The organism is Serratia sp. CY27727, from assembly GCF_052169275.1.
GTDB classification, from domain to species: Bacteria; Pseudomonadota; Gammaproteobacteria; order Enterobacterales; family Enterobacteriaceae; genus Serratia; species Serratia sarumanii.
This window is the reverse complement of sequence record NZ_JBJNLB010000003.1, coordinates 395,599-417,395: the sequence shown is the minus strand read 5'-3', so window position 1 is coordinate 417,395 and position 21,797 is coordinate 395,599. Positions and strand designations below refer to the sequence as shown.

19 protein-coding genes are annotated in these 21,797 nt (G+C 59.5%); 12 read left to right on the top strand and 7 right to left on the bottom strand.

Going from position 1 to position 21,797, the window contains the following annotated elements; translation table 11 throughout:
* From ACJ8HB_RS11605 to ACJ8HB_RS11585, 5 genes are all read right to left on the bottom strand, one after another.
* A complete protein-coding gene (locus tag ACJ8HB_RS11605; RefSeq protein ID WP_047569549.1) occupies positions 1-2,592 on the bottom strand; it encodes a type I restriction-modification system subunit M in 2,592 nt (863 codons plus the stop codon).
* Positions 2,593-2,756: 164 nt separating this feature from the next.
* Entirely contained in the window at positions 2,757-3,674 is a 918-nt protein-coding gene (locus ACJ8HB_RS11600; RefSeq protein WP_047569547.1) for a restriction endonuclease, read from the bottom strand.
* 91 nt (positions 3,675-3,765) lie between these two features.
* A complete protein-coding gene (locus tag ACJ8HB_RS11595; RefSeq protein ID WP_223307177.1) occupies positions 3,766-4,890 on the bottom strand; it encodes an HNH endonuclease in 1,125 nt (374 codons plus the stop codon).
* 224 nt (positions 4,891-5,114) lie between these two features.
* A complete protein-coding gene (locus ACJ8HB_RS11590) occupies positions 5,115-5,423 on the bottom strand; it encodes a hypothetical protein (RefSeq protein ID WP_060423048.1) in 309 nt (102 codons plus the stop codon).
* Positions 5,318-5,560, bottom strand: coding sequence for an ash family protein (locus ACJ8HB_RS11585; protein ID WP_072270391.1), 243 nt, complete (start codon positions 5,558-5,560; stop codon positions 5,318-5,320). The genes ACJ8HB_RS11590 and ACJ8HB_RS11585 overlap by 106 nt, the downstream gene beginning before the upstream one ends.
* A gap of 383 nt (positions 5,561-5,943) precedes the next feature.
* Here ACJ8HB_RS11585 and ACJ8HB_RS11580 point away from each other — a divergent pair, with 383 nt between their 5' ends.
* The 4 genes from ACJ8HB_RS11580 (at position 5,944) to ACJ8HB_RS11565 (ending at position 7,952) form a co-directional block, all read left to right on the top strand.
* Entirely contained in the window at positions 5,944-6,768 is an 825-nt protein-coding gene (locus ACJ8HB_RS11580; RefSeq protein WP_060423051.1) for an RNase A-like domain-containing protein, read from the top strand.
* Positions 6,769-6,772: 4 nt separating this feature from the next.
* Entirely contained in the window at positions 6,773-7,084 is a 312-nt protein-coding gene (locus tag ACJ8HB_RS11575) for a contact-dependent growth inhibition system immunity protein (protein ID WP_141240912.1), read from the top strand.
* A 126-nt stretch (positions 7,085-7,210) separates the two neighbouring features.
* Positions 7,211-7,510 (top strand): contact-dependent growth inhibition system immunity protein, encoded by a 300-nt coding sequence (locus ACJ8HB_RS11570; protein ID WP_041037699.1) that lies wholly within the window; start codon positions 7,211-7,213, stop codon positions 7,508-7,510.
* A gap of 22 nt (positions 7,511-7,532) precedes the next feature.
* Positions 7,533-7,952: a putative T6SS immunity periplasmic lipoprotein gene (locus ACJ8HB_RS11565; RefSeq protein ID WP_094859866.1), complete on the top strand. Its 420-nt coding sequence runs from the start codon at positions 7,533-7,535 to the stop codon at positions 7,950-7,952.
* A 15-nt stretch (positions 7,953-7,967) separates the two neighbouring features.
* Here ACJ8HB_RS11565 and ACJ8HB_RS11560 read toward each other — a convergent pair whose 3' ends face one another.
* Both ACJ8HB_RS11560 and ascF read right to left on the bottom strand, forming a co-directional pair.
* Positions 7,968-9,398 carry a 6-phospho-beta-glucosidase gene (locus tag ACJ8HB_RS11560; RefSeq protein WP_094859865.1) on the bottom strand — a complete coding sequence of 477 codons (1,431 nt, stop codon included), beginning with the start codon at positions 9,396-9,398 and terminating at the stop codon, positions 7,968-7,970.
* 16 nt (positions 9,399-9,414) lie between these two features.
* Entirely contained in the window at positions 9,415-10,857 is a 1,443-nt protein-coding gene (ascF, locus tag ACJ8HB_RS11555) for a PTS cellobiose/arbutin/salicin transporter subunit IIBC (protein WP_047569532.1), read from the bottom strand.
* 284 nt (positions 10,858-11,141) lie between these two features.
* Between ascF and ACJ8HB_RS11550 the strand changes: the two genes are divergently transcribed.
* The 8 genes from ACJ8HB_RS11550 to ACJ8HB_RS11515 all read left to right on the top strand — a co-directional run bounded on the left by ACJ8HB_RS11550 (position 11,142) and on the right by ACJ8HB_RS11515 (position 21,680).
* Entirely contained in the window at positions 11,142-12,164 is a 1,023-nt protein-coding gene (locus ACJ8HB_RS11550; RefSeq protein ID WP_141240911.1) for a LacI family DNA-binding transcriptional regulator, read from the top strand.
* Between the two features lie 111 nt (positions 12,165-12,275).
* Positions 12,276-13,154, top strand: coding sequence for a helix-turn-helix transcriptional regulator (locus tag ACJ8HB_RS11545; protein WP_047569528.1), 879 nt, complete (start codon positions 12,276-12,278; stop codon positions 13,152-13,154).
* Positions 13,155-13,254: 100 nt separating this feature from the next.
* The gene (locus tag ACJ8HB_RS11540) at positions 13,255-14,931 is read left to right on the top strand and encodes an ATP-binding cassette domain-containing protein (RefSeq protein ID WP_094859864.1); all 1,677 of its coding nucleotides are present in this window, start codon (positions 13,255-13,257) and stop codon (positions 14,929-14,931) included.
* Positions 14,921-16,558: an ATP-binding cassette domain-containing protein gene (locus ACJ8HB_RS11535; protein WP_060422626.1), complete on the top strand. Its 1,638-nt coding sequence runs from the start codon at positions 14,921-14,923 to the stop codon at positions 16,556-16,558. The genes ACJ8HB_RS11540 and ACJ8HB_RS11535 overlap by 11 nt, the downstream gene beginning before the upstream one ends.
* Before the next feature lie 87 nt (positions 16,559-16,645).
* The gene (locus ACJ8HB_RS11530; protein WP_193145599.1) at positions 16,646-18,784 is read left to right on the top strand and encodes a TonB-dependent siderophore receptor; all 2,139 of its coding nucleotides are present in this window, start codon (positions 16,646-16,648) and stop codon (positions 18,782-18,784) included.
* On the top strand, positions 18,784-19,032 hold the full coding sequence (locus tag ACJ8HB_RS11525) for a hypothetical protein (RefSeq protein WP_033652804.1): 249 nt from the start codon (positions 18,784-18,786) through the stop codon (positions 19,030-19,032). Before ACJ8HB_RS11530 ends, ACJ8HB_RS11525 begins: the two co-directional genes overlap by 1 nt.
* A complete protein-coding gene (locus tag ACJ8HB_RS11520) occupies positions 19,029-20,450 on the top strand; it encodes a PepSY-associated TM helix domain-containing protein (RefSeq protein ID WP_052133463.1) in 1,422 nt (473 codons plus the stop codon). Before ACJ8HB_RS11525 ends, ACJ8HB_RS11520 begins: the two co-directional genes overlap by 4 nt.
* 3 nt (positions 20,451-20,453) lie before the next feature.
* Positions 20,454-21,680, top strand: a complete 1,227-nt coding sequence (locus tag ACJ8HB_RS11515; protein ID WP_041037719.1) for a RhtX/FptX family siderophore transporter — start codon at positions 20,454-20,456, stop codon at positions 21,678-21,680.
* Positions 21,681-21,797: the final 117 nt, after the last annotated feature.

Genomic DNA, 21,797 nt, shown 5'->3' with positions numbered 1-21,797 from the left:
TTATTCACCCTTCAATAAGTTGGTGAGCTCTGCCAAGCCTTGCATATCAAACTCATTACCCGTGAGTTCACCCATTATCTTCGCCAGTTCTTGCTCGGTGGTTTTGATCTCATTGGCCACTTGCGAATAGGTAACGGCGTATTTATCAGCAAGGGCTTGCACTTGGCTAGTGAGTTGGCTAATCACGGCGTTTGGTATGGCGGTGAGTTCGGTGCTTAATGGCGCAATCCATTTAAGGTGCAGCAGGCTGTTCACTTTTTCATCGGTTAATTCTTCGATAGCTGTTTTGGTTTTTGAGTGCAGGGCCGTGGCCGCATCTTTGACCGTTTTTTTCAGGGTTTTTTCTTCATCGACTAATTTGCTTGCACGAATGATTTTGGCTTCATAGCTTTCTTCTGCAAATTTAACTTTGCTGTCTTTTTGTTCTTTCAATAAGGCTTTGGCGGCTTTACCTACTTCGGCATTGGCAAAACCGTCCTTGCTTTCTTTGACAGTATCTTGTTCTTTTTCTTCTTCGGTAAGAGATTCTAAAATCTCTTCCAGCGCGCTAGCGATTTCTGCTAGGCGTGTTTCTTTAGCTGCCAGAGCCTGTAAGTCATCACGTAAATAAGTTTGTTGCACTAAATCAAAGGGCAATATGTGGCCTTTCCAGCCGTCTTGTACTTCGGTGTCTTTACCGTCTTTCTTCTTGATGACGATATTAGGGTCAACTTGTCTGGTGGCGGTAAAGCCTTCGGTTTGCATCATTTCTAAATCGGCACTGATAATTTGCCATTGGTTGTTTAGAAACTGGTAAGCCTGGTATTTGTCGATTAAGGCTATGGGGGCTAAGCGAGCAAATAGCTCCGTACTCAATGCCGACTCTTGTTGGTTACGCTTTACGCTTTGCCAGTTTTGTATTAATTGGGTGTTTAGGTGGTCATCAAAGCCATTGAGGGCTTGGTTGTAGGCGCTGATAAACGCTAACACTTGCGGATGCCCGTTAATGCTGGCGTTGACGTCTTGTTTGCTAATGGCTAGCTCACTGTAAGCGGCGGATTTTGGCGTAAATAGAGTACTGCGCAATTGCGGGAAGGCTTGCCAAAAGTTACCTAACTCGGCAATTTCGCTGTTGGGGATACCGCCGAGCATAGTGGCGTGTAAATCCCAGCTTTCTGCCGCCGCTGAAGAATCCACATAGCGCGGTATGTTGAGATTGTAACCGTTGTCGCGTAGGGTTTCTTTGCTCACCAGTTGCGAGAACTTGTCGATACTCTCTCTGTTAATCACCGCATCAGTAATGCGCTTGATATCGCTGGCTTGCAGTTTGTTGTTTTTGCCTTCTTTCATAAAGTGTTTGGAGGCATCGACCACCAATACATCGGTGTTTTGGCGTTTTTGCTTGAGTATCAAAATTACCGTAGGAATGCCGGTGCCAAAAAAGATGTTGGCCGGTAAACCAATAATTGTATCAATATGATTCTGTTCAATGAGTTGCTTGCGAATTTCACCTTCTTCACCGCCACGGAACAAGACACCATGAGGTAGCACGATAGCCATAATGCCATCGGGCTTTAGGTGATAGAGGTCGTGCAGTAAAAAAGCAAAATCTGCTTTGGTTTTAGGTGCCAGGCCAAAACGTGAATAGCGTGGATCGCTGTCTTTAAAGCTGGGGTCCCAGTTTTGTGAATAAGGCGGGTTGGAAACCACTGCATCGACATGTAAGGCGTAGTAAGAGCCTTGAGGATCGCTGTCATCAAAATACGGCCAATCCTCTTCCAGGGTGTCGCCATTACGGGTTTTAATATTGCTGGCTTTGATACCACGCATGATGAGGTTCATACGGGTTAGGTTGTAGGTGTTGGCTTTTAACTCTTGGGCGAAATAGGTGATGCTGTCTTTATTTTTAGCATATTTCTCGACCGCCTCACCGATATTGATTAGCAATGAACCAGAGCCGGAGGTAGGGTCATAAATTTTGATGGTATCTTTGTGTTTTAACTCATGGGCGATGATGTTCGACATGAGTACGGAGACCTCATGAGGGGTGTAAAACTCACCGGCTTTTTTGCCCGCATTGGCGGCAAATTTTTCAATCAGGTATTCGTAAATGTAGCCCAGTACGTCATACCCTTGATTACTGTTCATGGGGATGCTTTTGATCAGGTGTAGTAAGTCACTGATGGCTTTGGTACGTTTGCCAGCACTTTCACCCAGTTTGCTTAAACCTGTTTCTAAGGTAGTAAAAATGCCTTCGAATAGTTTTTTGTAATTTGTTGAAATCAAACGGCTAAAGGCCGAGAGCGCATCACGCACGTTAGATTCATCAAATTCGGATGTTGGGTCAATCCATGTAGAAAACAGATTATCGTAGGCTATAAAGTAACCTAGGTTGTCTTGCACGTATTTAACGGTGTCGGCGTCTTCTTCATTGAGGGCTTTGATGTCTTCGGGCGTCATACCCTGTCTGGTGACAAATTGCACCAGCTGGTCGCTTAGGTACTTGTAGAAGATGAAACCGAGTATGTAATCTTTGTATTCGTTGGCTTCAATTTTAGAACGCATCTGGTTGGCAGATTCCCAGATTTTTGCCGCAAGCTGTTGTTTATTCACAATTGGTCCTGTTAAAAGCAATTCTTTTTTGAAAAAGGCTATTTTAGGGTTTTGATTGTACGTTTCATAAGGGCTTCTTGCTAGCCGCAGAGCTTTACGAGCCTGTGGCAGCAAGTCGTTCTACAGTCTCGATTCTTACCAAGAATGCCATTCCATCTAGTGCATCACTGATCAAAATAGTCGCTATCGAGTTTAGGAACCTTCAGTAACGTTGAGCTGACACCCACTTCGTTGTCCATCATCAGATGTACCAATCGGTTGCCGTCGATCAATACCATGCCTTCTACCGATTGCGCGTAGGCAACGGCATGTTTGGTAAAGCCAGATGTCGTGATGAATACCCCTCGTTTGGCCTTTTGTCCCACAAGTGCACCGTAGAAGGCATGCAGCTCAGGGCGGCCTACGGTGTTTTGCCAGCGTTTGGCTTGCACATACACTTTTTCTAAGCCGAGCTTATCTAAAGAAATAACGCCATCAATCCCCGCATCACCGCTGCCTCCGACACGCTTTAAATCATCGCGGTGGCCGCCGTAGCCTAAACGGTGCAGCACATCCAACACGATAACTTCGAAGCGGCCTGGGGATACCTGGCTAAGGTTCTCCAACAGTTCTGTTGCTACCGCATCGCGGATCTCTTTGATTGATTGTTCCAGGCGGTCGTCTGGGCTATTCGTTAACATCGCTTCGGTGAGAAGGGGTTTTGTAACCGGGTCCAAATCCACCGCATCACTATTTTGTTGAAGTTTGACGTTGGTATAAGCCAAAGCGAGATGTTCGACTTCTGCTGCAGTGAGCGGGTTTGGATGCTGCTTTAACCAGTCGATGCCTTTGGGGGTTAAGCACCATTTGCCTCTGGATAAGCTGTGTGAGATCCCTGCACGTTTCAGACGATCGTGAGCCCAGCCGGTACGGTTCTTGTAAACCAATTGGCCGCTGGCAATGGTCTCTGCCCGTTGTTCTTCGTTTAGGTTGAGTATGTCTGCTGCTGCATCTTGCACATCTCGAGCAAGTGCGCCTTCGGGTTTGGTTGCCAAAAAGCGAAGCACTGGCTCGATGAATTGGTCGTAGGTAGGTACTGACATGCTGAGGTTCCCTGTTTTTCCTTATTATTCCTATGATACTGCACAAACTCGGTTTTGAAGTTGACAGTTAGCACGCTGTTGCAGGCAACTTTTAACCGATAGCAGCCTCTTTCAACTCCAACTTCACCATCAGCTGCTTATTCACCTCTTTCCCATCCACTCCACTATGAATCCGCCGATGGCAAGTTGGGCAGATGGCGCCCACCCACTGCGGGTGATCGGGGCCTTCGTCGGCTAGGCGTTTAGTGTGATGGGGTTCGAGGTAGGGATCGCCGTTCTTTTTCTTGAACGGTGCCGGCTGCTCGCAGGCTTCGCAGATGCCATTGGCGCGCTTCAGCACGTATTTTTTTACGTCTTCGCTACGTTTGAACCAGGATTTTTTGCTGTCACTCTGTTGGCGCTGGCCTGATTGCTTTGAGGACTGAAGTGCCTTCTTGCGCAACTGTTCGAGCGTCTCTGTCTGTGTATCAGCTTCATCGGTTTCTGGTTCTTCTTCAACCGCGTGCAGTGATGAGACTTTGAACAGGTTAAAGGTAATGCCTTGTCGCATGTTATTTTCGAAGTCTAAGCACTGAATGTGATCCCAAGAATCGCACTCGAACATGCCAAGATAGCGAACGCCTTTTTCTTTCTTGTTGTCTTCGAACAGGAAGATGTCTTTGCCGTCTTTTTTATGGTCGCGGATGGATTTATTACCCCGAATAAATTCCATAGGGCCTTTTTGGCCTTCTCCCGTATAAGAGAAGCTGCCTTCAGCTGTCCATCCATCTTTGTAGCCGTAGGTTTCGCCACTTTCTCCGGTGAAGATAAAGATCACCGGGAATTCCCGTGGGGTCCAGATACCGCCTTGCAGCTGCCCGCCGTAGAGCTCGATAAGCGCTTTGCGTGTGTACAGCTTGCCTTCGGTTAAATAGTCAAAAGGATGTGGCGTTTCGGCGAGCTCAAAACCGAGATCTTTGAGATATTGGATGGCTTTTTCCGTTCCGCTATCGGCGTTGATTCCCTTAAACGGATAACCATACTGCTCACTGTATGCTCTAGCGGCAATGCCTCGGATGTCGTACTTCTCGCCATTATAAAGAAGGGTGAGTTTTTTAAATCGCTTTATTTTATGTTGTTTTAAAAATTCATCGCGGCCAATTTTTTTATATTCTTCGATGGCTTTTAAAACGGATTCTTTTGAAGATAACGCCTCTATTGCAGTTGCCAAAACCACTCCCTCACATTACCGAGTAGGCTCTGGGCAATGTGCTTGCTGACGAGAGCAGTATGCATCAATACCCAGCAGTTAACTCATCGATTTACCGAATGCGTTAACTATGCCAGGTAGGGGAGGAAATGCCTACCTTGATGAATGCTTTTGTTGTGATATGTCAGTCAGATCTATTGGAAAAGCGTGATTAGGAAGGGCGATAAGCATCGCCCTGATTGTCGCTTACGTTAGCCGCAGGTTTCCATCTCCCGCAACGCTCGCCCATAAAGGTTACAAAGCGCAGGAACCAGATGTGCTGTAGCGATGAGATAGTGATTAATTTGCTCCCAGTCTTCGGCATCCAACTGTGGGTGCTCTTGCAGCAAGTGGCCGAACAGCATCAGGCCGTGGCACAGACCTTCCGCTTGCTCGGCAGAGAGTGCGGCGAGGTCTAAGAGCTCTGAGGGATTGAAAGCGCTGAGATCGAGGTGGTTAAACAGTTGGCGATAGAGGGTGAGGGTGCTTGTGGTGTTTTCGGTGATGGCGACATTTTCCATGTGTCTTTATCCTTTGTGTGGAGTATGCGTACTACCACATGAGACGCTAAACCCATGGTGGTAGCCCAAGCGGAGTTAGCGTTACCGGACACGAAGGAAACCGGCGCTTCTTGCGAAGCCCCCACTTGGGCCACCATAATTCTGGATGTTTAAAGCCCCAACATTATATACATAATGCTGCCTTGTGTAAGTGTTCGGAACGCTAACTCCGGCTACGGATTTTGCCGCAGCGGAAAAACTATAGCGTTATCAGTAAAAGGAAAAAATAATCTGTATGGAATTACAGTTAATTTACTTTTAGGATTGGAATACAGATCGCAGTTATTCACAGTAGTCTTAGACACTGAAAATATTGCCTATATATACACCGGGAATATATTAAATAGTACATGCCGTCGCTAAATGAATATTATGGTGGATAAGCTTTATTCGCGATCGCGGGACGTTAACCGTTCCAGTATTTATCCTTTCTAGAGCTTATGTTAATCATACGGCTTTGCTCATTCACGGATGAACGAACATGGCAAATGAAGATGAGTTGCGTATTGCCCTGTCGCCGGTGCAGCTTGCGGCGGTGCTTTCTGATGAGAGTGTCACTGAAGGTGAAACGCTCAGTAACCGTCTGCTTGGCGGTTTGGGGCTTGCCGGTGGTGTCGTTGAGCTGATGGGGGCTGGAGTGTTGTGTTATGCGCCGGATCCGACGTTTATCACCAAAGTTGGGTGTGTGGTGGTGGGAACGCATAGCCTGGACAGCATCAAAGCCGCTTCCAATCAGATGATTACCGGGCATCCAACAACTACCGATACTTATCAGTCTGCCGTTTTATTGGCGCAAACACTGGGTGCCGATCGAGAAACGGCCTATAACGTCGGTTTAACGGTCGATACTGCAGTGCCTTTTGTCTTTGCCGGAGCGGTTGGCGCAGCCCGAGTCGCATCCGTGCGCATGGGGCGGGTTAAGCTGGTTGAGCATGAGTCCCCTACGGGGATGAAACCGGGTGGGCATACCATTAAACGCCATGTTGGGGTGACGAAAGAGCAACTGTTAGAGCGTTTAAAAAATCCACGAGTGAACAAGGCCTCTTCGTTTAAATCATTAGGGGCCGCGGAGGTCGCCGTCAGCTCGGCGTTAAAAGCAAATAAAGAGTGGATAAAACTGTGGGCCACGAATCCTGCGGGAAGGCCAAATCTTGAATTGACCCATATTATGTCCAGCGATATTGGTTATGGCCTGAGTAAAAATTCAACGCAATTAGTGAGAACATCACGATTAAAGGTCGTGTTGCACTATCAGCAGTTTCAAGGTAAACCCTACTTCATACTGACAGCGTTTCCCGACTTTTGAGGTAATGATGAGATTGCACGGAGACTTCAGCGAACTCAGTAAGTTATTCAGTATTTACTTCGGTCAGGATTATGATCTGTTTACTGATGCCGAAACGGCCGAGGGGGTGATTGACGGCTTCCTGGAGCAAAATGGCAGTCAAGTCATCCGCGATATCCTCGAGGAGACTAAAGAGTTTCAGGCTACTTATGCAGGGCGTATAAACGAAGGCATGGCGGAGCATTTTTCAGATGAGTTCGTGCCGGAGAGCTGGGGCACTACCGCGGTAGCGTTCATTGCCATGTTGCAACGAAAAGCAGAGCTAAAGCTGGGGTAGCTTTAATTAACGCAGTGGATGCCGAGTTATTCGAGCTTGGATCGCGGCCTGGCGTTGTAATTGAGCTCATACGCAGTAGTGGCAAACCTGATTTTATCCTTAGCGCCTTCCCTGCGAGATAAGCCGATGAAAACCTGCGAACTTGATAACCTGATCGTCGTTTATTTTGGCCAAGATTATGACCTGATAAATGCAGAGGGCGATATTACTGCGCTGATCGCAGAGTACATTCGTCTGGCGACTCATCAGCAGCGCGAGGCTTTGGTCAATGAGATAGATGCGTTATTGGCGCAGGATAATGTGGGGTCATTGTTCAGACAACGTTTCGGCTTTACCTTCAGCCCGGAGCTATGGGGCACAACGGTTCCCGCGTTTTTGCAGCAGGTGCGTAGTGCCCTCGCGAAGTCATTGACGCATACCAAATGAAGTCCCAGCGTTTGAGGTAATCATGAAACGGATTTTCCCCCTCGCATTCCCCTTCCTGCTCGCCGGTTGCCCGTCGATAGGCGAACGTATCCCCGTAGACTATCCCGCTACCGCCAGCCTGCGTGAGGGCAAAGTATGCATCACCGTTCAGCCGCAGGGAGACGAAAAACTTGCTGGCATCTCGATCTACCGATTGGATGAGGCACAGAGCCGCACGTTCAAATTCTTCGATCCGTTGCGGGATATCGCCCCCAATCAGTGCGTCCCTGATGAGGGCTACGTATTTACGCCGGGGCAGCAGTACCATTTCTCCGCGAAGCTGGCCTCCCAGAAGAAACAGCAGGCGGGTGAGTTTCCCTCTGCGCGTGAATTCGTCGCCGAATTCGCTGTACAGCAGGAAGGCAATCAACTTAGGTTGGAAGCCCTCCGCACCCCACGCTAACCCCACCGCCCAAACCTACCCCAAATCCCCCCCATTGCTGGCGATCACCTTCTTATACCACCAGAACGATTTCTTGCGGGTGCGGGCGAGAGTGCCGTTGCCCTGGTCGTCGCGGTCGACGTAGACAAAGCCGTAGCGCTTGCTCATTTCGCCGGTTGAGGCGGCCACCAGGTCGATGCAGCCCCAGGTGGTGTAACCCAGCACCGGCACGCCGTCGTCGATGGCGTCGGCCATGGCGTGGATGTGTTCGCGCAGGTAGCTGATGCGGTAGTCGTCCTCAATCTCGCCTGCTGCATTGAATTCGTCGTGCGCGCCCAGGCCGTTTTCCACCAGGAACAGCGGCTTTTGGTAGCGGTCGTACATCATGTTCATGGTGATGCGCAGCCCCAGCGGATCGATGCCCCAGCCCCAGTCGCTGCGCGGCACGTGCGGGTTCGCCAGCGATTTCACCACGTTGGCGGCGCTGCTGTTGTTGTCGTTCATGTCGGCGGAGGCGCAGCGCGAGGCGTAGTAGCTGAAGGAGACGAAGTCGACGGTGTGCTTCAGTATGTCGGCGTCTTCCGGTGCCATCGCGATGCTCACGCCTTTCTCGCGGAAGACGCGGGCGGCGTAGGAGGGATAAACGCCGCGCGCCTGCACGTCGATAAAGAACAGGTTCTCGCGGTCTTTCTCCAGCGCGGCCCACACGTCTTCCGGCTTGCTGGACCACGGGTAGAAATTGCCGCCGGCCAGCATGCAGCCCACCTGGTTGGCGGGGTTCACTTCGTGGGCGATGCGCGTCGCCAGCGCGCTGGCCACCAGTTCGTGGTGCGCGGCCTGGTATTTCACCTGTTCGGGGTTTTCGTCCGCTTCAAACACCAGCCCGGCGCCGGAGAACGGGCTGTGCAGCAGGATGTTGATCTCGTTGAAGGTGAGCCAGTATTTCACCAGCCCGTCGAAGGCTTCGAAGCAGGTGCGGGCGTAGCGGGTGAAGAACTCCACCATCCTGCGGCTGCGCCAGGAACCGTATTCGGTCACCAGGTGCATCGGCACGTCGAAGTGGCACAGGGTCACCAGCGGCTCGATACCGTATTGGCGGCACTCTTCGAACAGGCTGCGGTAGAAGGCGATGCCTTCGGCGTTGGGCGTCAGCTCGTCGCCGTTGGGGTAAATCCGGCTCCAGGCGATGGAGGTGCGGAACACGGTAAAGCCCATCTCCGCCATCAGCGCGATGTCGTCGCGGTAGCGGTGGTAGAAATCGATGGCGTCGTGGCTGGGATAGAACTCGTCGTCGCGCAGGCTAAAGCGCTTCTCCAGCCCGAGTTTGACCGCCATGCGGTGCGGGCCGTGCGGGATCATATCGACGGTGGTCAGCCCTTTGCCGCCCTCGCGATAGCCGCCTTCTGCCTGGTTGGCGGCTAAAGCGCCGCCCCATAAAAATCCTGTCGGGAATGTTGAATCGGACATGCAATCCTCTGGTGTCTCAATGCGTTGCGCTGGCGGCGTTCGCCGCCGGTGCGGTTTGGCCGGGTGCGGCGGCGTTTTCCGGCAGATCCTCGAAGCCCAGCATTAGCGTGAGCGCGAACGACAGCACCACCGAGAGCGCCATCACCGCCACTACCCACACGATGCTCACCGGGTTGGCCGGATCGAAGAACTGCACGCTGGTGAACAGCCCGGGCGAGGCCATCGAATGGCTGGCCAACCCGCCGATGCCGGCGACCGCGCCGCAGACGAAGCCGCTGATCAGGCTGGCGATCAGCGGCCGTTTCAGGCGCACCGCCACGCCGTACAGCGCCGGTTCGGAAATCCCCGCCACGATGGCGGAAGCGGCGGCGGCCAGCGCGGTCTGGCGCAGCTCGCGGTTCTTGGTTTTCAGCGCCACCGCCAGCGAAGCGCCGCCCAGCGACAGGTTGGCGCCGATCTCCGAAGGCATCACCATGCCCTCTTTGCCGGTCTCGGCGATGGTCTGGATGATGGTCGGGGTAAACACCCGGTGCATGCCGGTGATCACCAGCAGCGGCCAAATCGCCCCCATGATGGCCACGGAGAGCCAGCCCAGGTAGCCGTGCACGGTGTAGACCAGCGCAGAGATGCCGCTGCCGATCCAGATGCCGAGCGGCCCGATAAGCAGAATGGCGATCGGCGCGGCGATCAGCACGATCAGCATCGGTTTGAGGAAGTTCTTGGTCACCGCCGGGGTGATGCGATCCACCCCGCGTTCGATGTGCGACAGGATCCAGGTCATCACCAGCGCCGGGATCACCGTGTAGGTGTATTTCACCGCCGTCACCGGGATGAAGGCGAATTCCACCGCCTGGCCCTGCGCCGCCTTGGCCATCAGATCGATAAAGTTGGGATGCACCAGCACCCCGGCGATGGCGATCGCCAATGACATGTTGGTTTTGAACTTCAGCGCCGCCGAGGCGGCGACCATCACCGGCAGGAAGAAGAACGCGCCGTCGCCGATTACGTTGAGGATGACGAGGGTCGAGGAGCCTTTCTCGAATACCCCGGCCATATCCAGGATCATCGCCAGCAGCTTCACCATCGAGCCGCCGATGATGGCGGGGATCAGGGGCGACATGGTGCCCACCAGCGCGTCGAGAATGCCGGCGCCGATACCCTTCAGGGTGAGTTGGCGTTTCACCGGGGCGGCGGGGGCCGCCGCGCCCGGCATGCCGAGCGCCAGCACCGCCTGATAGGCCTTGGCCACCTCGTTGCCGATGATCACCTGGCACTGCTCGCCGCTGTGCACTACGCCCAGCACGCCGTCGATGGCCTTCAGCGCCGGGGTGTCGATCCGCGTTTTGTCTTTCACCACGAATCTCAGGCGGGTCATGCAGTGGGTCACGGCCTCGATATTGCCCGCGCCGCCCAGGGCGGCCACGATGGCGTGCGAGATCTCTGCGTAGTTCTTCGGCATGGCGTGTCGTCTCTCAGATAGCAATTCGGATAGCCCAAAGGCGCATATTTACTGCCTGGGCGATCCGTCGTTCCATCCGTATGAAACGCCCATAAGAAACCGGTTTCACAAAATCATGTATTGGTATTTATTGGTTGGCAAGAACTATGATTTTTGGCGTTTCGTTTTCGTGATCTGGATCGTCAGAGGTTAGTGCGCACCGACGCTCAGGGGCGTGAAAGCGTTCCAAACGCCGGGCGTCTTGGGTAGACTGCGCTGAACCCATGGATTTTGGCGGCGCACAGATGGCAACGATACTCGAGGTGGCGAAAAAGGCCGGCGTTTCAAAGGCGACGGTGTCGCGCGTTTTGTCCGGCAGCGGCTATGTCAGCGAGGAGAAACGCGCGTTGGTGGCTAAAGCCATCGCGGAAACCGGCTATCGGCCCAACCTGCTGGCGCGCAGCCTGGCGACCAACACCACCCAAACCCTCGGCCTGGTGGTCACCAATACCCTCTACAGCGGCAACTACTTCAGCGAACTGATGGCGCAGTCGGCGCGCATCATGGAGGCGAACGGCCGCCAGCTGATCCTGGCGGACGGCAAGCACACCGCCGAAGAGGAGCGGGCCGCCATTCAGTTTTTGCTGGATCTGCGCTGCGACGGGGTGATCATCTATCCGCGTTTTCTGTCGATCGCGGAAATGGACGAGATCGTCTCCCAACACCGCCAGCCGATTCTGGTGATCAACCGGCGGCTGCGGCTGAACGACAGCTACTGCATCTTCAGCGATCAGCACGCCGCCGGCGCGGCGGCGGTGGCGCACTTGATCGCCCGCGGCCATCGCGACATCGCCTTTATCACCGGTTCGCTCGATTCCCCCACCGGGCTGGAGCGGCTTTCCGGCTACAAGTCCGCGCTGGCTCAGCAGGGCATCGCGGTTAACGAGGCGTTGATCGTCGAGGGGAAATGGCACGCGCAAAGCGGCGTGGCGGCGGTTGATGCGCTGCTGGCCGGCGGGCAGCCGTTCAGCGCCATCGTCGCCGGCAACGACGAGATGGCCATCGGCGCGATGAAGCGGTTGGCGGAGCGCGGCGTGGCGGTGCCGGAAGCGGTATCGGTCATCGGCTTCGACGACATCCCGCTGGCGCCCTATACCGTGCCGTCGCTGTCGAGCATGAAGATGCCGGTCACCGAGATGATCCAGGAGACCATCAACCGCCTGCTGTCGATGCTGGACGGCGGCGAGCTGAGCAAGCGCCCCAGCTTCCCGGCCTGCCTGATCGAGCGCGAGTCGGTGGCGGCGGGGCCGTATTGGGTAGGTAACTGATCCATCCGCGCCTCAATAGACAAACCCGACGGCCGGCCTTATATTGCTAATGAGAATCACTATCAAAAACCTCGTCGACGGTCGGCGTCATCATTCACAGGCAGGGCGAACATGTCTACGTCCCCCCAGCGGTTACTGCAGGAATATCATCAGCAAGCACAGGACTATGCGCTGTCGGACATGCTGCGTGCGCGGCGCGGCGTGTTGGCCGCCGATGTCGACATCGAGCTGGATGAACCCCACCGCGCGGGGCTGAAGATCGTGGTGATCCGCCGCGGGCGTCTGCGCTGTGAAAGCGGAACGGGGCCGCAGGTGGAGCTGAACGGCCCTTCGCTGTTGCTGGCCGCCGGGCGGGACGACTTCGTGTTGAACAACCTGTTCCAGGCCGGCGAACCGCTCGATTACACCCTGCTGCAGTTCTCCGCCGCCTGGCTGGAACAGAACGATGTCCGTCTGCCGCCCGGCCTCGATGGGCGGCGGCATGCGCAATTGGTGCCGCTGGCAGCGCCGGCAGCGCTGATCGGCCAGGCCCGGCAACTGTTCGCCTGCCCGCTGCACGAGTCGCAGCGCGGGCTGTGGTTCAGCGCCAGGGCCAACGAGCTGGCGGCGCATTGCCTGCATCAATGCTGGAACCGCAGCGCTGCCGCGCCGTCTGTTGGCGTGCACCTGGCCGCGCGCGATGTGGCGCGCCTGCAGCTGGCGCGCGAAATCCTGTTGGCGGAGATGGAGCAGCCGCCGAGCCTGGATCAACTGGCTCAGCGCGCCGGGTTGAACACCCGCAAACTCACGCAAGGGTTCCGCCAGCTGTTTGGCGCCAGCGTATTCGGCCTGCTGCAGGAGCACCGGCTGCAAACCGCTTGGCGCTTGCTGAGCGAGCAGGATCTGCACGTTTCCACCGTCGCCTGGCAGGTGGGTTATACGCCGGCGCACTTCTCCGTCGCCTTCCGCAAGCGTTTCGGCGTCATGCCCTGCGACGTCAAAAAGCGTTAGCCACGCAATCGAAAGAAAAAGTCTCGCCGGCGAAAGCCTTTACGGATGAGGACGTCCGCCGCTTTTGGCTACAGTAAGCGCCTTTGCTGTGGAGGATCTCATGCTGAGTGACCTGCGGGCGCTGACGCGTCCTTTCCGCATCATGCTGTATTCCGCGCTGGCGCTGCAGGCGCTGGCCGGCGTCAGTTCGCTGTTTCCCTGGCTGGCGATCGCCCGGCTGGTGGACGCCGATCCGGCGGCCTATCCCTTCTGGCTTGGCGTCGCCGCCGGTGGCCTGGCGCTGTGGCTGTTCGCCCAAACGCTGGCGCTGCACCTCACTCATCTGCTCGACGCGCGTTTGTGTCATCGGCTGCGCAGCCAATTGGCCGCCAAGCTGGCGCGTCTGCCGCTGAACTGGTTTGTGCGGCAGGGCGAGAGCGGCGCCGCCCGGGCGCTGTCGCAGGACATTCAGGCGCTGCATCAGCTGGTGGCCCATGCGCCGGCGGAGTTGGTGCAGCTGGCCGTGGTACCCGGCTGCGCGCTGGCGCTGCTGGCGGCGGTGCAGTGGCCGCTGCTGCTGTTCGCGCTGATACCTTTGCTGGCGGCCGCGCTGCTGTTTCGCGTCATCCGTTCGCCGCGCCTGCGGCCGGCGTTTGAACAACGCGATCGGGCGTTTCGGCAGTTGAACGACGATTATCGGCAGCTGGCGGCGCATCCGCTGTTGGCGCGCCAGTTTCCCGGTGCGGGCATCGAAGCGCGTGCGCGGCAGAGCCTGCGGGGCTTTCTCGCCGCCTTTCACCGTTGGCTGCGGCGTATCGGCGCGCTCGGCGCCGTGACCCAATTACTGCTCAGCGCCGCGCTGTCGGCCGGTTGGCTGTTGCTCGGCGCCCGCTGGCTGGTGCCCAATCTCACGCTGGCGGAGCTGGCGCTGTTCGTGTTGCTGTTGCGCAGCGTGGCGCAACCGGTGATGGCGATGGGGCACGGCGGCGATGCATTGCGTGCGGCGACGCTGGCCGCCGGCCGCATTCGGGCGCTGCTGGCGCATCCCGAAATACGCTGGGGAGGGCGCTCGACGATCGCTTCGGCGCCGCAGGGGGCGGCGCTGCAGCTGAGCGATCTCGGTTGCCGGCAGGACGAACGCTGGTTGCTGCAGGGCGTCAATCTGGCCGTCGAACCGGGGGAATGGCTGGCGATTGTCGGGGCGTCGGGCAGCGGTAAAAGCACGCTGCTGCGGTTGATCGCCCGTTATAGCGAGCCGGATAGCGGAACGGTATCGCTCGACGGCGTGCTCGCCGACGCGTTCTCGGCGCAGGCATTCAATCAGATGGTGGCCGTGGTGCCGCAGGAGAATACGCCGCCGGCGATGTCGCTGCGCGACAACCTGACGCTGTTCGTCGACGGGGCCGACGATGCGCAGCTGCGGCGCGTGCTGGCCGCGCTGGGGCTGGCGGCGCGTTTGCAGGATAGGTTGGACGATACGCCTTCGCTTTCCGGCGGGGAGGCGCAGTGTCTCGCCATCGCCCGGGCGTTGCTGGCGCGGCGGCCGCTGCTGTTGGCCGACGAACCGACTTCGGCGCAGGATCAGCAAAATCGCGAACGCATTCTGACGGCGCTGGCGCAGCTGCCCGCCACCCGGCTGGTGGCAACGCACGACGCGGAACTGTGCCGCCGCGCCGATCGGGTGGCGGTGCTGGCGGAGGGGCGGTTGCTGGCGGTCGGCACGCCCGCCGAGATGGCGGATCATCCGGCATTGTTGGCGGCGTTGGCCGAGCGCCAGGAGGCGGACGATGAAGTTTGAGTTGGTGAAAGCGTTGGCCCCGGCGCTGTTGCTGATGGCGCTGGCCGCCGCGTTGGATGGCGTCTGCGCCTTGCTGCTGGCGGCAGCGGTGGCGAACTGGCAGCAAAATCCCGGCCATTGGCTAGGGCTGCTGGCGCTGGCTACGCCTCTCTTGCTGGCGGTGCAGTATGCGGCGGCCTCCCGCGGTTTCTTCGCCGGCGGCGCGGTGATGAGCTCGTTGCTGCGGGCGCTGTTCCGCCGTCTGCCGCGCGCGCTGTCGCCGCAGGAGCAGGCACCGGGTCTGTTGGCCGGGGCCATCGGTCAGACGATGTCGGCACCCGCGCACCTGCTGGCGCCGTTGGTTGGCGCGGTCGTCACGCCGCTGGCGCTGATCGCCGGGCTGGCCTGCCTGAGCCCGGGAGTGGCGCTGATGCTGCTGGCGGCCTGCGTGCTGTTGATGCTGGTGTTGCGCGGTTCGGCGGCCCGGCTGCACCGGCGAGAGCGAGAGCTTGGAGAGGCCAATCAGAGTATTGAAGGGGCGCTGATGCAGTTTGCCCGTCATCAGGCATTGCTGCGCTTCGGCTACGGGCAGGCGGCCGCCGCCGAGGCGTTGACGCAACGGTTGGATGACCATCATCGGGCGCACGCCGCGCTGCTGCGCCAAAGCTTGCCATATCACCTGTTGTTCAGCGCCGGGCTGCAGCTGACGCTGTTGGCGGCATTGTGGTTCGGTGCCCATGAGGTGCTGGCGCAGCGCCTGAACGTCGCCCAATGGCTGGCGCTGATGATTGTCCTGGCCCGCTTGTTGGAGCCGTTGCTTCAGCTTTCTCACCTCGATCAGGCGCTGCGTCAGTTGAAGAGCGCGTGGGCGCAACTGCGGCAGGCGCTGGCGTCGCCCGCGTTGCCGCTGCCGGAACGGGACGGCGCGGCGCCGCAGGACGACGGCATCGCGCTTGAGGCGCTGAGCCTGGCGGCGGCGCACGGCGGCTGGCGGCTGCGGGAAATAGGCGGAGCCTGTGCCGCCGGAGAGATGTTGGCGATCGTCGGCCCTTCGGGCGCCGGCAAAAGCAGCCTGCTGAGCCTGATGGCGCGCACGCAGGATCCGACGGCGGGGCGGGTGTTCTACGGCGGCCGTGACGTGCGCGCGCTGTCGGCGCGGCAATTGGCGGGCGGTCGCGGCGTGATGTGGCAAGACAATCGCCTGCTGCGCGGCAGCGTGCGCTGGAATCTGACCCAGGGGCGAACGGATATCGGCGATGAGCGTCTGCTGGCGCTGTTGGCGGCGCTGGATCTGCCGCCCGACGTGCTGGAAGAAGAGGTCGGCAGCGACGGCGATCGTTTCTCCGGCGGGCAGAAGCAACGGCTGTGCCTGGCGCGCACGCTGCTGCAGGGGGCGCCACGATTGTTGTTGGACGAACCGGGCGCCAGTCTGGATCTGCGCAACGCCGAGCGCGTGGCGGCCCTGCTGGCCGGCTGGCCCGGCACGCGGGTCGTCGTCACCCACGATCCCGCGTTGGCCTGTCGGGCGGATCGAGTGTGGGTACTGGAAGGCGGGCGGCTGACGGCGGCGGGCAGCCCGGATGCGCTGCGCGAGGCGGGGGGCTGGTTCGCCCGTTTCTGCCAGGCGAAAATGACCGGCGATCGATAGAGAAACTCCGGCAATCGAAAAAGTCGCGGCGGCCGTTTTGTTAGATTGATAACGATTATCATTTAACAATAACAACCAGGGAAAAACATGCGACTCATTCACCTCTCACCAGTGGCGGCCGCGATGCGCCGCGGCGCGTTGCTGTGCGCGCTGTGCGGCACCGGGGCGCTGGCGCAGGATGCGCCGGCCAAAACGGACGTAAAAGAAGATACCCTCACCGTGACCGCCGGCGCGGCGGCGCGGGATGACTATGTGGCTCCCGGCGTCACCACGCTGGGGAAAATCCCGCTGAAACCGCGTGAAGTGGCCCAGTCGGTCAGCGTGATCGATCGCCAGCAGATGGAGCAGCAGAATCTCACATCGCTGGATGCGGTGATGACGCGCGCCACCGGCGTCACCAGCGCCCCCTTCGTGTTGCTGACCACCGCGTGGTATGCGCGCGGCTTCAAGATCGATTCGTTCGAACTGGACGGCGTGCCGACGCTGCTGGGCAATACCGCCAGCTCGCCGCAGGACATGGCGGTGTATGAGCGGGTGGAGATCCTGCGCGGCTCCAACGGCCTGCTGCACGGGCTCGGCAACCCGGCGGCCACGGTCAACATGGTGCGCAAGCACGGACTGGCGCAAAACCGCGCGCAGTTTACCGCCAGCGCCGGGAGCTGGAATCAGTATCGCGGCGAAGCGGACGTGGGCGGCCCGCTGAACGCGTCGGGCAGCGTGCGCGGCCGTGCGGTGATGGCATGGGAAGATCGCGATTATTTCTATCGCGTCTCGGATCAGAAAACCCGTTTGCTGTATGCCACCGTCGACGCCGATCTGACGCCGGATACCCTGCTGCGTGTCGGCGCGCAGTACCAAACCATCGATTCCGTCACCAATATGGCCGGGGTGCCGATGGGGAAAGACGGCAGCGATCTGCACCTGCCGCGCAGCACCTATCTGGACGTGGACTGGGATCGCTTCAAATGGGACACCACGCGGCTGTTCGCTGCGGTGGAGCATCGGCTGAACGACGACTGGCAGGCCAAGCTGAGCGGCGACTATCTGCACGCCAAGTCTCGCCTGCTGTATGCCGGCGCCTGGGGCAACGTCGATCCGGCCACCGGCGACGGCGCGGCGCTGATGGGCGGCGCCTATCGTTTTCGCAATCAGCAGCTGGGGCTGGACGCCAGCCTGAACGGCAAGATCGACGCCTGGGGGTTGCGGCACGAGCTGGTCGTCGGCGCCAGCTACACCCATGCCGAAGAAGAACAGTTCACCGCACGGTTTGATTCGGTGTTTCAGGTGCCGGTGAACGTCTACCGCTGGGATCCGCACGGCGTGCCGAAGCCAGCGATCGGCGCTTACAGCTCGCCGGGGTCGACCAAAACCGTTCAGCACGGGGTGTACGGCATGGGCCGCATTAAACTGGCGGAGCCGCTGACGCTGGTGGCCGGCGCGCGCGAAAGCTGGTGGCAACTGCGTTCGCCCAGCGACACTCTGGAAGAGAACGCGCGTCTGACCCCCTACGGCGGCCTGATCTGGGATTTCGCCAAAGACTGGTCGTGGTATGCCAGCTACGCCACGGTGTTTCAGCCGCAGAGCGGCAAAACCTGGAGCGGGCAGATGCTTAAGCCGGTGGAGGGCCGCACGTTGGAAAGCGGGGTGAAGGCGTCGCTGATGAATGGCGCGCTCAACCTCTCGGCCGCGGCGTTCCGCATCGATCTGGAGAACAACCCGCAGGTGGATCCCGATCACCCGGGCGGCGGTTTCGATACCTGGTATATCAGCGGCGGCAAGGCTCGCAGTGAAGGCCTCGAGCTGGAAGGGCGCGGATACCTCACGCCATGGTGGGACGTCACGCTCGGCTACACCTATACCGACACGCGCTACACCCGCGACGCCGGCAACCAGGGGCGCGCCTACAACAGCCTGACGCCGCGTCATATGCTGCGGCTGTGGAGCGATTACGACCTGCCGTGGGATCAGCGCAAGTGGAGCATCGGCGGCGGCATCCAGGCGCAGAGCGCGTTCAGCAGCGCCAATGGCGCGACGACGCTGCGCCAGGGCGGCTATGCGCTGGTCAACGCACGGCTGGGGTATCGCATCGACGAGACCTGGTCGGCGGCGCTCAACGTCAACAATCTGTTCGATCGCCGCTACTACGCCGGGCTTTTCTCGCCGCAGTGGAACAACCGTTACGGTGAACCGCGCAACCTGATGTTCACCGTCAAGGCCGAGTTTTGATGAATATGCGCGTATGGGCGGCGTGCCTCGGCAGCGCCATGGGGGGCGTTACCCTGGCGCTGCTGTTGGCGCGCGGCTATCCCTCGGCCGACCCGCTCGATCGGCTTTACGGCGCGCTGTTTCTGGCGTTGTTCGGCGGCATCGCGTTGCTGACGTATAGCCTGCTGGCGCCGGACTGGCGTCGCACGCTGCTGCGCGCCTGGTTGTGGTGGCCGCTGCCGCTGGCGCTGCTGGAGGCGTGGCGATGAACGCCGTCGCGCGACGGGCTTTGGCGTCGCTGCATCGGGGCTGCGGCGCGTTGTTCGGCTGCGCGCTGTTCGTGGTCCTGTTCACCGGCTGCTGGAGCCTGGCCGGCGACAGCTTCTCGCTGTGGTGGAACGGCGTGACGATGAGCGGCGAGCAACGGCCGTTGGCGCAGCTGCTGGACGACGCGAAAGCCTACGGTGAAGACGGCGCGGCGCCTTACGTCATGCTGCCGAGCGCGCGTTATCCGGTGATTCGCTTTTGCCGCGCCCCGGACGACTGCGCCCTCGCGCTGAGCGCCGTCAGCGGGCGGCTGGTCAGCCTGACGGCACCTACCACGCTGTTGGTGACGCTGCACAAGAACCTGTTTCTCGGCTTTCCCGGTCGGGTGTTTCTCAGTTTGTTCGGCATCGCGTTCGCTTTGCTGCTGATCAGCGGGATTGCGCTGCATGGTCGACGGCTGCGCCAGCTGTTGCAGCTGCGGCGGCGTCAGGGGCTGCGGGTGCTGCTGTTCGATCTACACAATCTGTTGGGGCTTTGGTGCTATCCGTGGCTGGTGATGTTCGCTTTGACCGGCGCGTTATCCGGCCTCGGCGCGCTCGGTACTGTGCTGCTGGCCGACCGCGTCAGCCCCGGTGCGCCGCAGCGGGTGATGGCGCAGCTGATGGGCGGTGCGCAACCTGCACCGCCCTTGCCTGACGCCGGGCGTACTCTTGCGCAGACGATGGCGGCGCTGCGGCGCCAGGCACCGGAATTTACGCCGCAAACCCTGCAGCGCGCGCCGGATGGTGCATTGCTGGCGGTGGGCGGCGTCACTCGCGGTATTCCCAGCAGCGCGCTGTTCGAGCAATTTCGTTTCGGCAGCGGCGAGCAGCCGGCGCTGATGCGGCGCAGCGCCGCTCATCAGGGGCCATGGACGCGCGCGTTCATCGCCGTTCAGCCGCTGCACTATGGCCAATACGCCTGGTTGCCGCGGGCGGCGGCGGCGGTGAGCGCGCTGCATTTTTTGGCCGGGTTCGGCGCAGCGACGCTGGCGCTGAGCGGGCTGGGATTGTGGTGCCTACGGCAGCCGCAGCGCCGTGCCGCGCGCTTTATCACCGGCGTCTGCTGTGGTCTGACGGTGGCGGGAAGTCTGCTGTTGGCCGCCCGGCCGCTGGCGGCGTTCCCTGCCGCCTGGCTGTTTTGGGGAATGTGGGGCGCGGTGGCGCTGTTGGCGTGGCGAGTTTGGCCGGGGTGGTTATTGTTCCTCAGCGGAATGGCCAGCGGTACGGCGCTGCTGGTGGCGGCGCTCGGCCATATGCTCAGCGCCGGCCCCGGCCTGTACTGGCTGGACAGCGCTTTATTGTTGGTCAGTGCGGCCCTGTTCGCCGCCGGCTCCTTGTTATGGCAATCGCGCGGTGCCTGGCCGCGCCAATTGGAGTAAAACATGCGACAACTATTGCAACATCGGCATCTGGTGCTGACCCTGGGGCTGCTCTATTTTAGTCAGGGCATCCCGATCGGCATCGCCATGGATGCGTTGCCGACCCTGCTGCGCCATGACGGCGCCAGCCTGCAGGCGCTGGCGTTTTTGCCGCTGGTGGGGTTGCCCTGGGTGGTGAAGTTTCTTTGGGCGCCGCTGGTGGATAATCACTGGTCGCCACGCTTCGGACGCCGCCGCAGTTGGATTATTCCGCTGCAGTGCGTGGTGACGCTGTGCCTGATCCTGCTCAGCGCGGTCGGCATTTCCGCGGCGGCGGCAGGGCTGTGCGTCGCGCTGCTGGCCGTCGCGTCGCTGGCCAGCGCTACGCAGGATATCGCCACTGATGGCATGGCGGCGGAACACGTCAGCGGTGAGTTGCTGTCGCGCGTCAATGCCATTCAAATCGCCGGGGTGATGAGCGGCTTCTTCGTCGGCGGGGCGGGCATGATGATGCTGAGTGCCCGGGTAGGCGTGCAGGGTGCGCTGCTGGCGATGGCGATCTTCCCTGCCGTCAGCCTGCTGGCGATTGGCCGCTTCCGACAACACGCCGATCTGCCGCCCGAACGCGCCGATTCGCGTCCGGCCAGCCTGCTGCGCACGCTGCGCCGTCGCGGCGCGGCGCGGTTGCTGACGCTCACGCTGCTGTCGGCGGTGACCGCGGTATCCGGCTTCGGGTTGGCCAAGCTGTTTTTAACCGATCACGGTTGGACGCCGGCGCAGGTCGGCCAGATCGGCATGGCCGGCGGCATGGTGACGCTGGTGCTCGGGTGCGGTGGCGGCGCCTGGCTGGTGAGCCGGCTCGGGGTGTGGAAGGCGTTCGCGGTTGGCCTGGGTTGTGCGCTGTGCGCCTCGCTGTGCTGGCTGGCGATGGCCAACTGGGGTCTGCAATCCGGCGGCGTGATCGCCGCGGTGATGGGAGGCGCGCTGGCTTCCGGAGTGACCTCGGTCGCTATCATGACTGCCGGCATGCAGTTCGCTGCGCAGGGCGATCAGGCGGGCACAGACATGACCATGGTGCAAAGCTCGCGCGATATCGGGGAAATGGTCAGCAATATGCTGATGGTGGGGATGACCGCCAGCCTGGGCTACCGTTTTTCCTTCGCGTTGGCGGCCGCTTTGGCCGTGCTGCTGCTGGGCATCAATCTGGCCAGCAACCGGCACCCTGCGGCGGTGCGGCGGCAAGAAGAGTAGAGGAGATAGTTGGGGCCGGTTAAACCAGCTATCGATGTTTAACTGCGGCGAGCTGAGCAAGCGCCCCAGCTTCCCGGCCAGCCTGATCGAGCGCGAGTCGGTGGCGGCGGGGCCGTA

Bases quoted from the DNA above. Each gene is read 5' to 3' on its own strand.
- ACJ8HB_RS11580 (WP_060423051.1), top strand. From the start codon at position 5,944: ATGGCAAATGAAGATGAGTTGCGTATTGCCCTGTCGCCGGTGCAGCTT.
- ACJ8HB_RS11515 (WP_041037719.1), top strand. From the start codon at position 20,454: ATGCGACAACTATTGCAACATCGGCATCTGGTGCTGACCCTGGGGCTG.
- ACJ8HB_RS11535 (WP_060422626.1), top strand. From the start codon at position 14,921: ATGAAGTTTGAGTTGGTGAAAGCGTTGGCCCCGGCGCTGTTGCTGATG.
- ACJ8HB_RS11575 (WP_141240912.1), top strand. From the start codon at position 6,773: ATGATGAGATTGCACGGAGACTTCAGCGAACTCAGTAAGTTATTCAGT.
- ACJ8HB_RS11550 (WP_141240911.1), top strand. From the start codon at position 11,142: ATGGCAACGATACTCGAGGTGGCGAAAAAGGCCGGCGTTTCAAAGGCG.
- ACJ8HB_RS11585 (WP_072270391.1), bottom strand. From the start codon at position 5,560: ATGGTGGCCCAAGTGGGGGCTTCGCAAGAAGCGCCGGTTTCCTTCGTG.
- ACJ8HB_RS11525 (WP_033652804.1), top strand. From the start codon at position 18,784: ATGAATATGCGCGTATGGGCGGCGTGCCTCGGCAGCGCCATGGGGGGC.
- ACJ8HB_RS11565 (WP_094859866.1), top strand. From the start codon at position 7,533: ATGAAACGGATTTTCCCCCTCGCATTCCCCTTCCTGCTCGCCGGTTGC.
- ACJ8HB_RS11600 (WP_047569547.1), bottom strand. From the start codon at position 3,674: ATGTCAGTACCTACCTACGACCAATTCATCGAGCCAGTGCTTCGCTTT.
- ACJ8HB_RS11545 (WP_047569528.1), top strand. From the start codon at position 12,276: ATGTCTACGTCCCCCCAGCGGTTACTGCAGGAATATCATCAGCAAGCA.
- ACJ8HB_RS11590 (WP_060423048.1), bottom strand. From the start codon at position 5,423: ATGGAAAATGTCGCCATCACCGAAAACACCACAAGCACCCTCACCCTC.
- ACJ8HB_RS11540 (WP_094859864.1), top strand. From the start codon at position 13,255: ATGCTGAGTGACCTGCGGGCGCTGACGCGTCCTTTCCGCATCATGCTG.
- ACJ8HB_RS11560 (WP_094859865.1), bottom strand. From the start codon at position 9,398: ATGTCCGATTCAACATTCCCGACAGGATTTTTATGGGGCGGCGCTTTA.
- ACJ8HB_RS11520 (WP_052133463.1), top strand. From the start codon at position 19,029: ATGAACGCCGTCGCGCGACGGGCTTTGGCGTCGCTGCATCGGGGCTGC.
- ACJ8HB_RS11530 (WP_193145599.1), top strand. From the start codon at position 16,646: ATGCGACTCATTCACCTCTCACCAGTGGCGGCCGCGATGCGCCGCGGC.
- ascF (WP_047569532.1), bottom strand. From the start codon at position 10,857: ATGCCGAAGAACTACGCAGAGATCTCGCACGCCATCGTGGCCGCCCTG.
- ACJ8HB_RS11570 (WP_041037699.1), top strand. From the start codon at position 7,211: ATGAAAACCTGCGAACTTGATAACCTGATCGTCGTTTATTTTGGCCAA.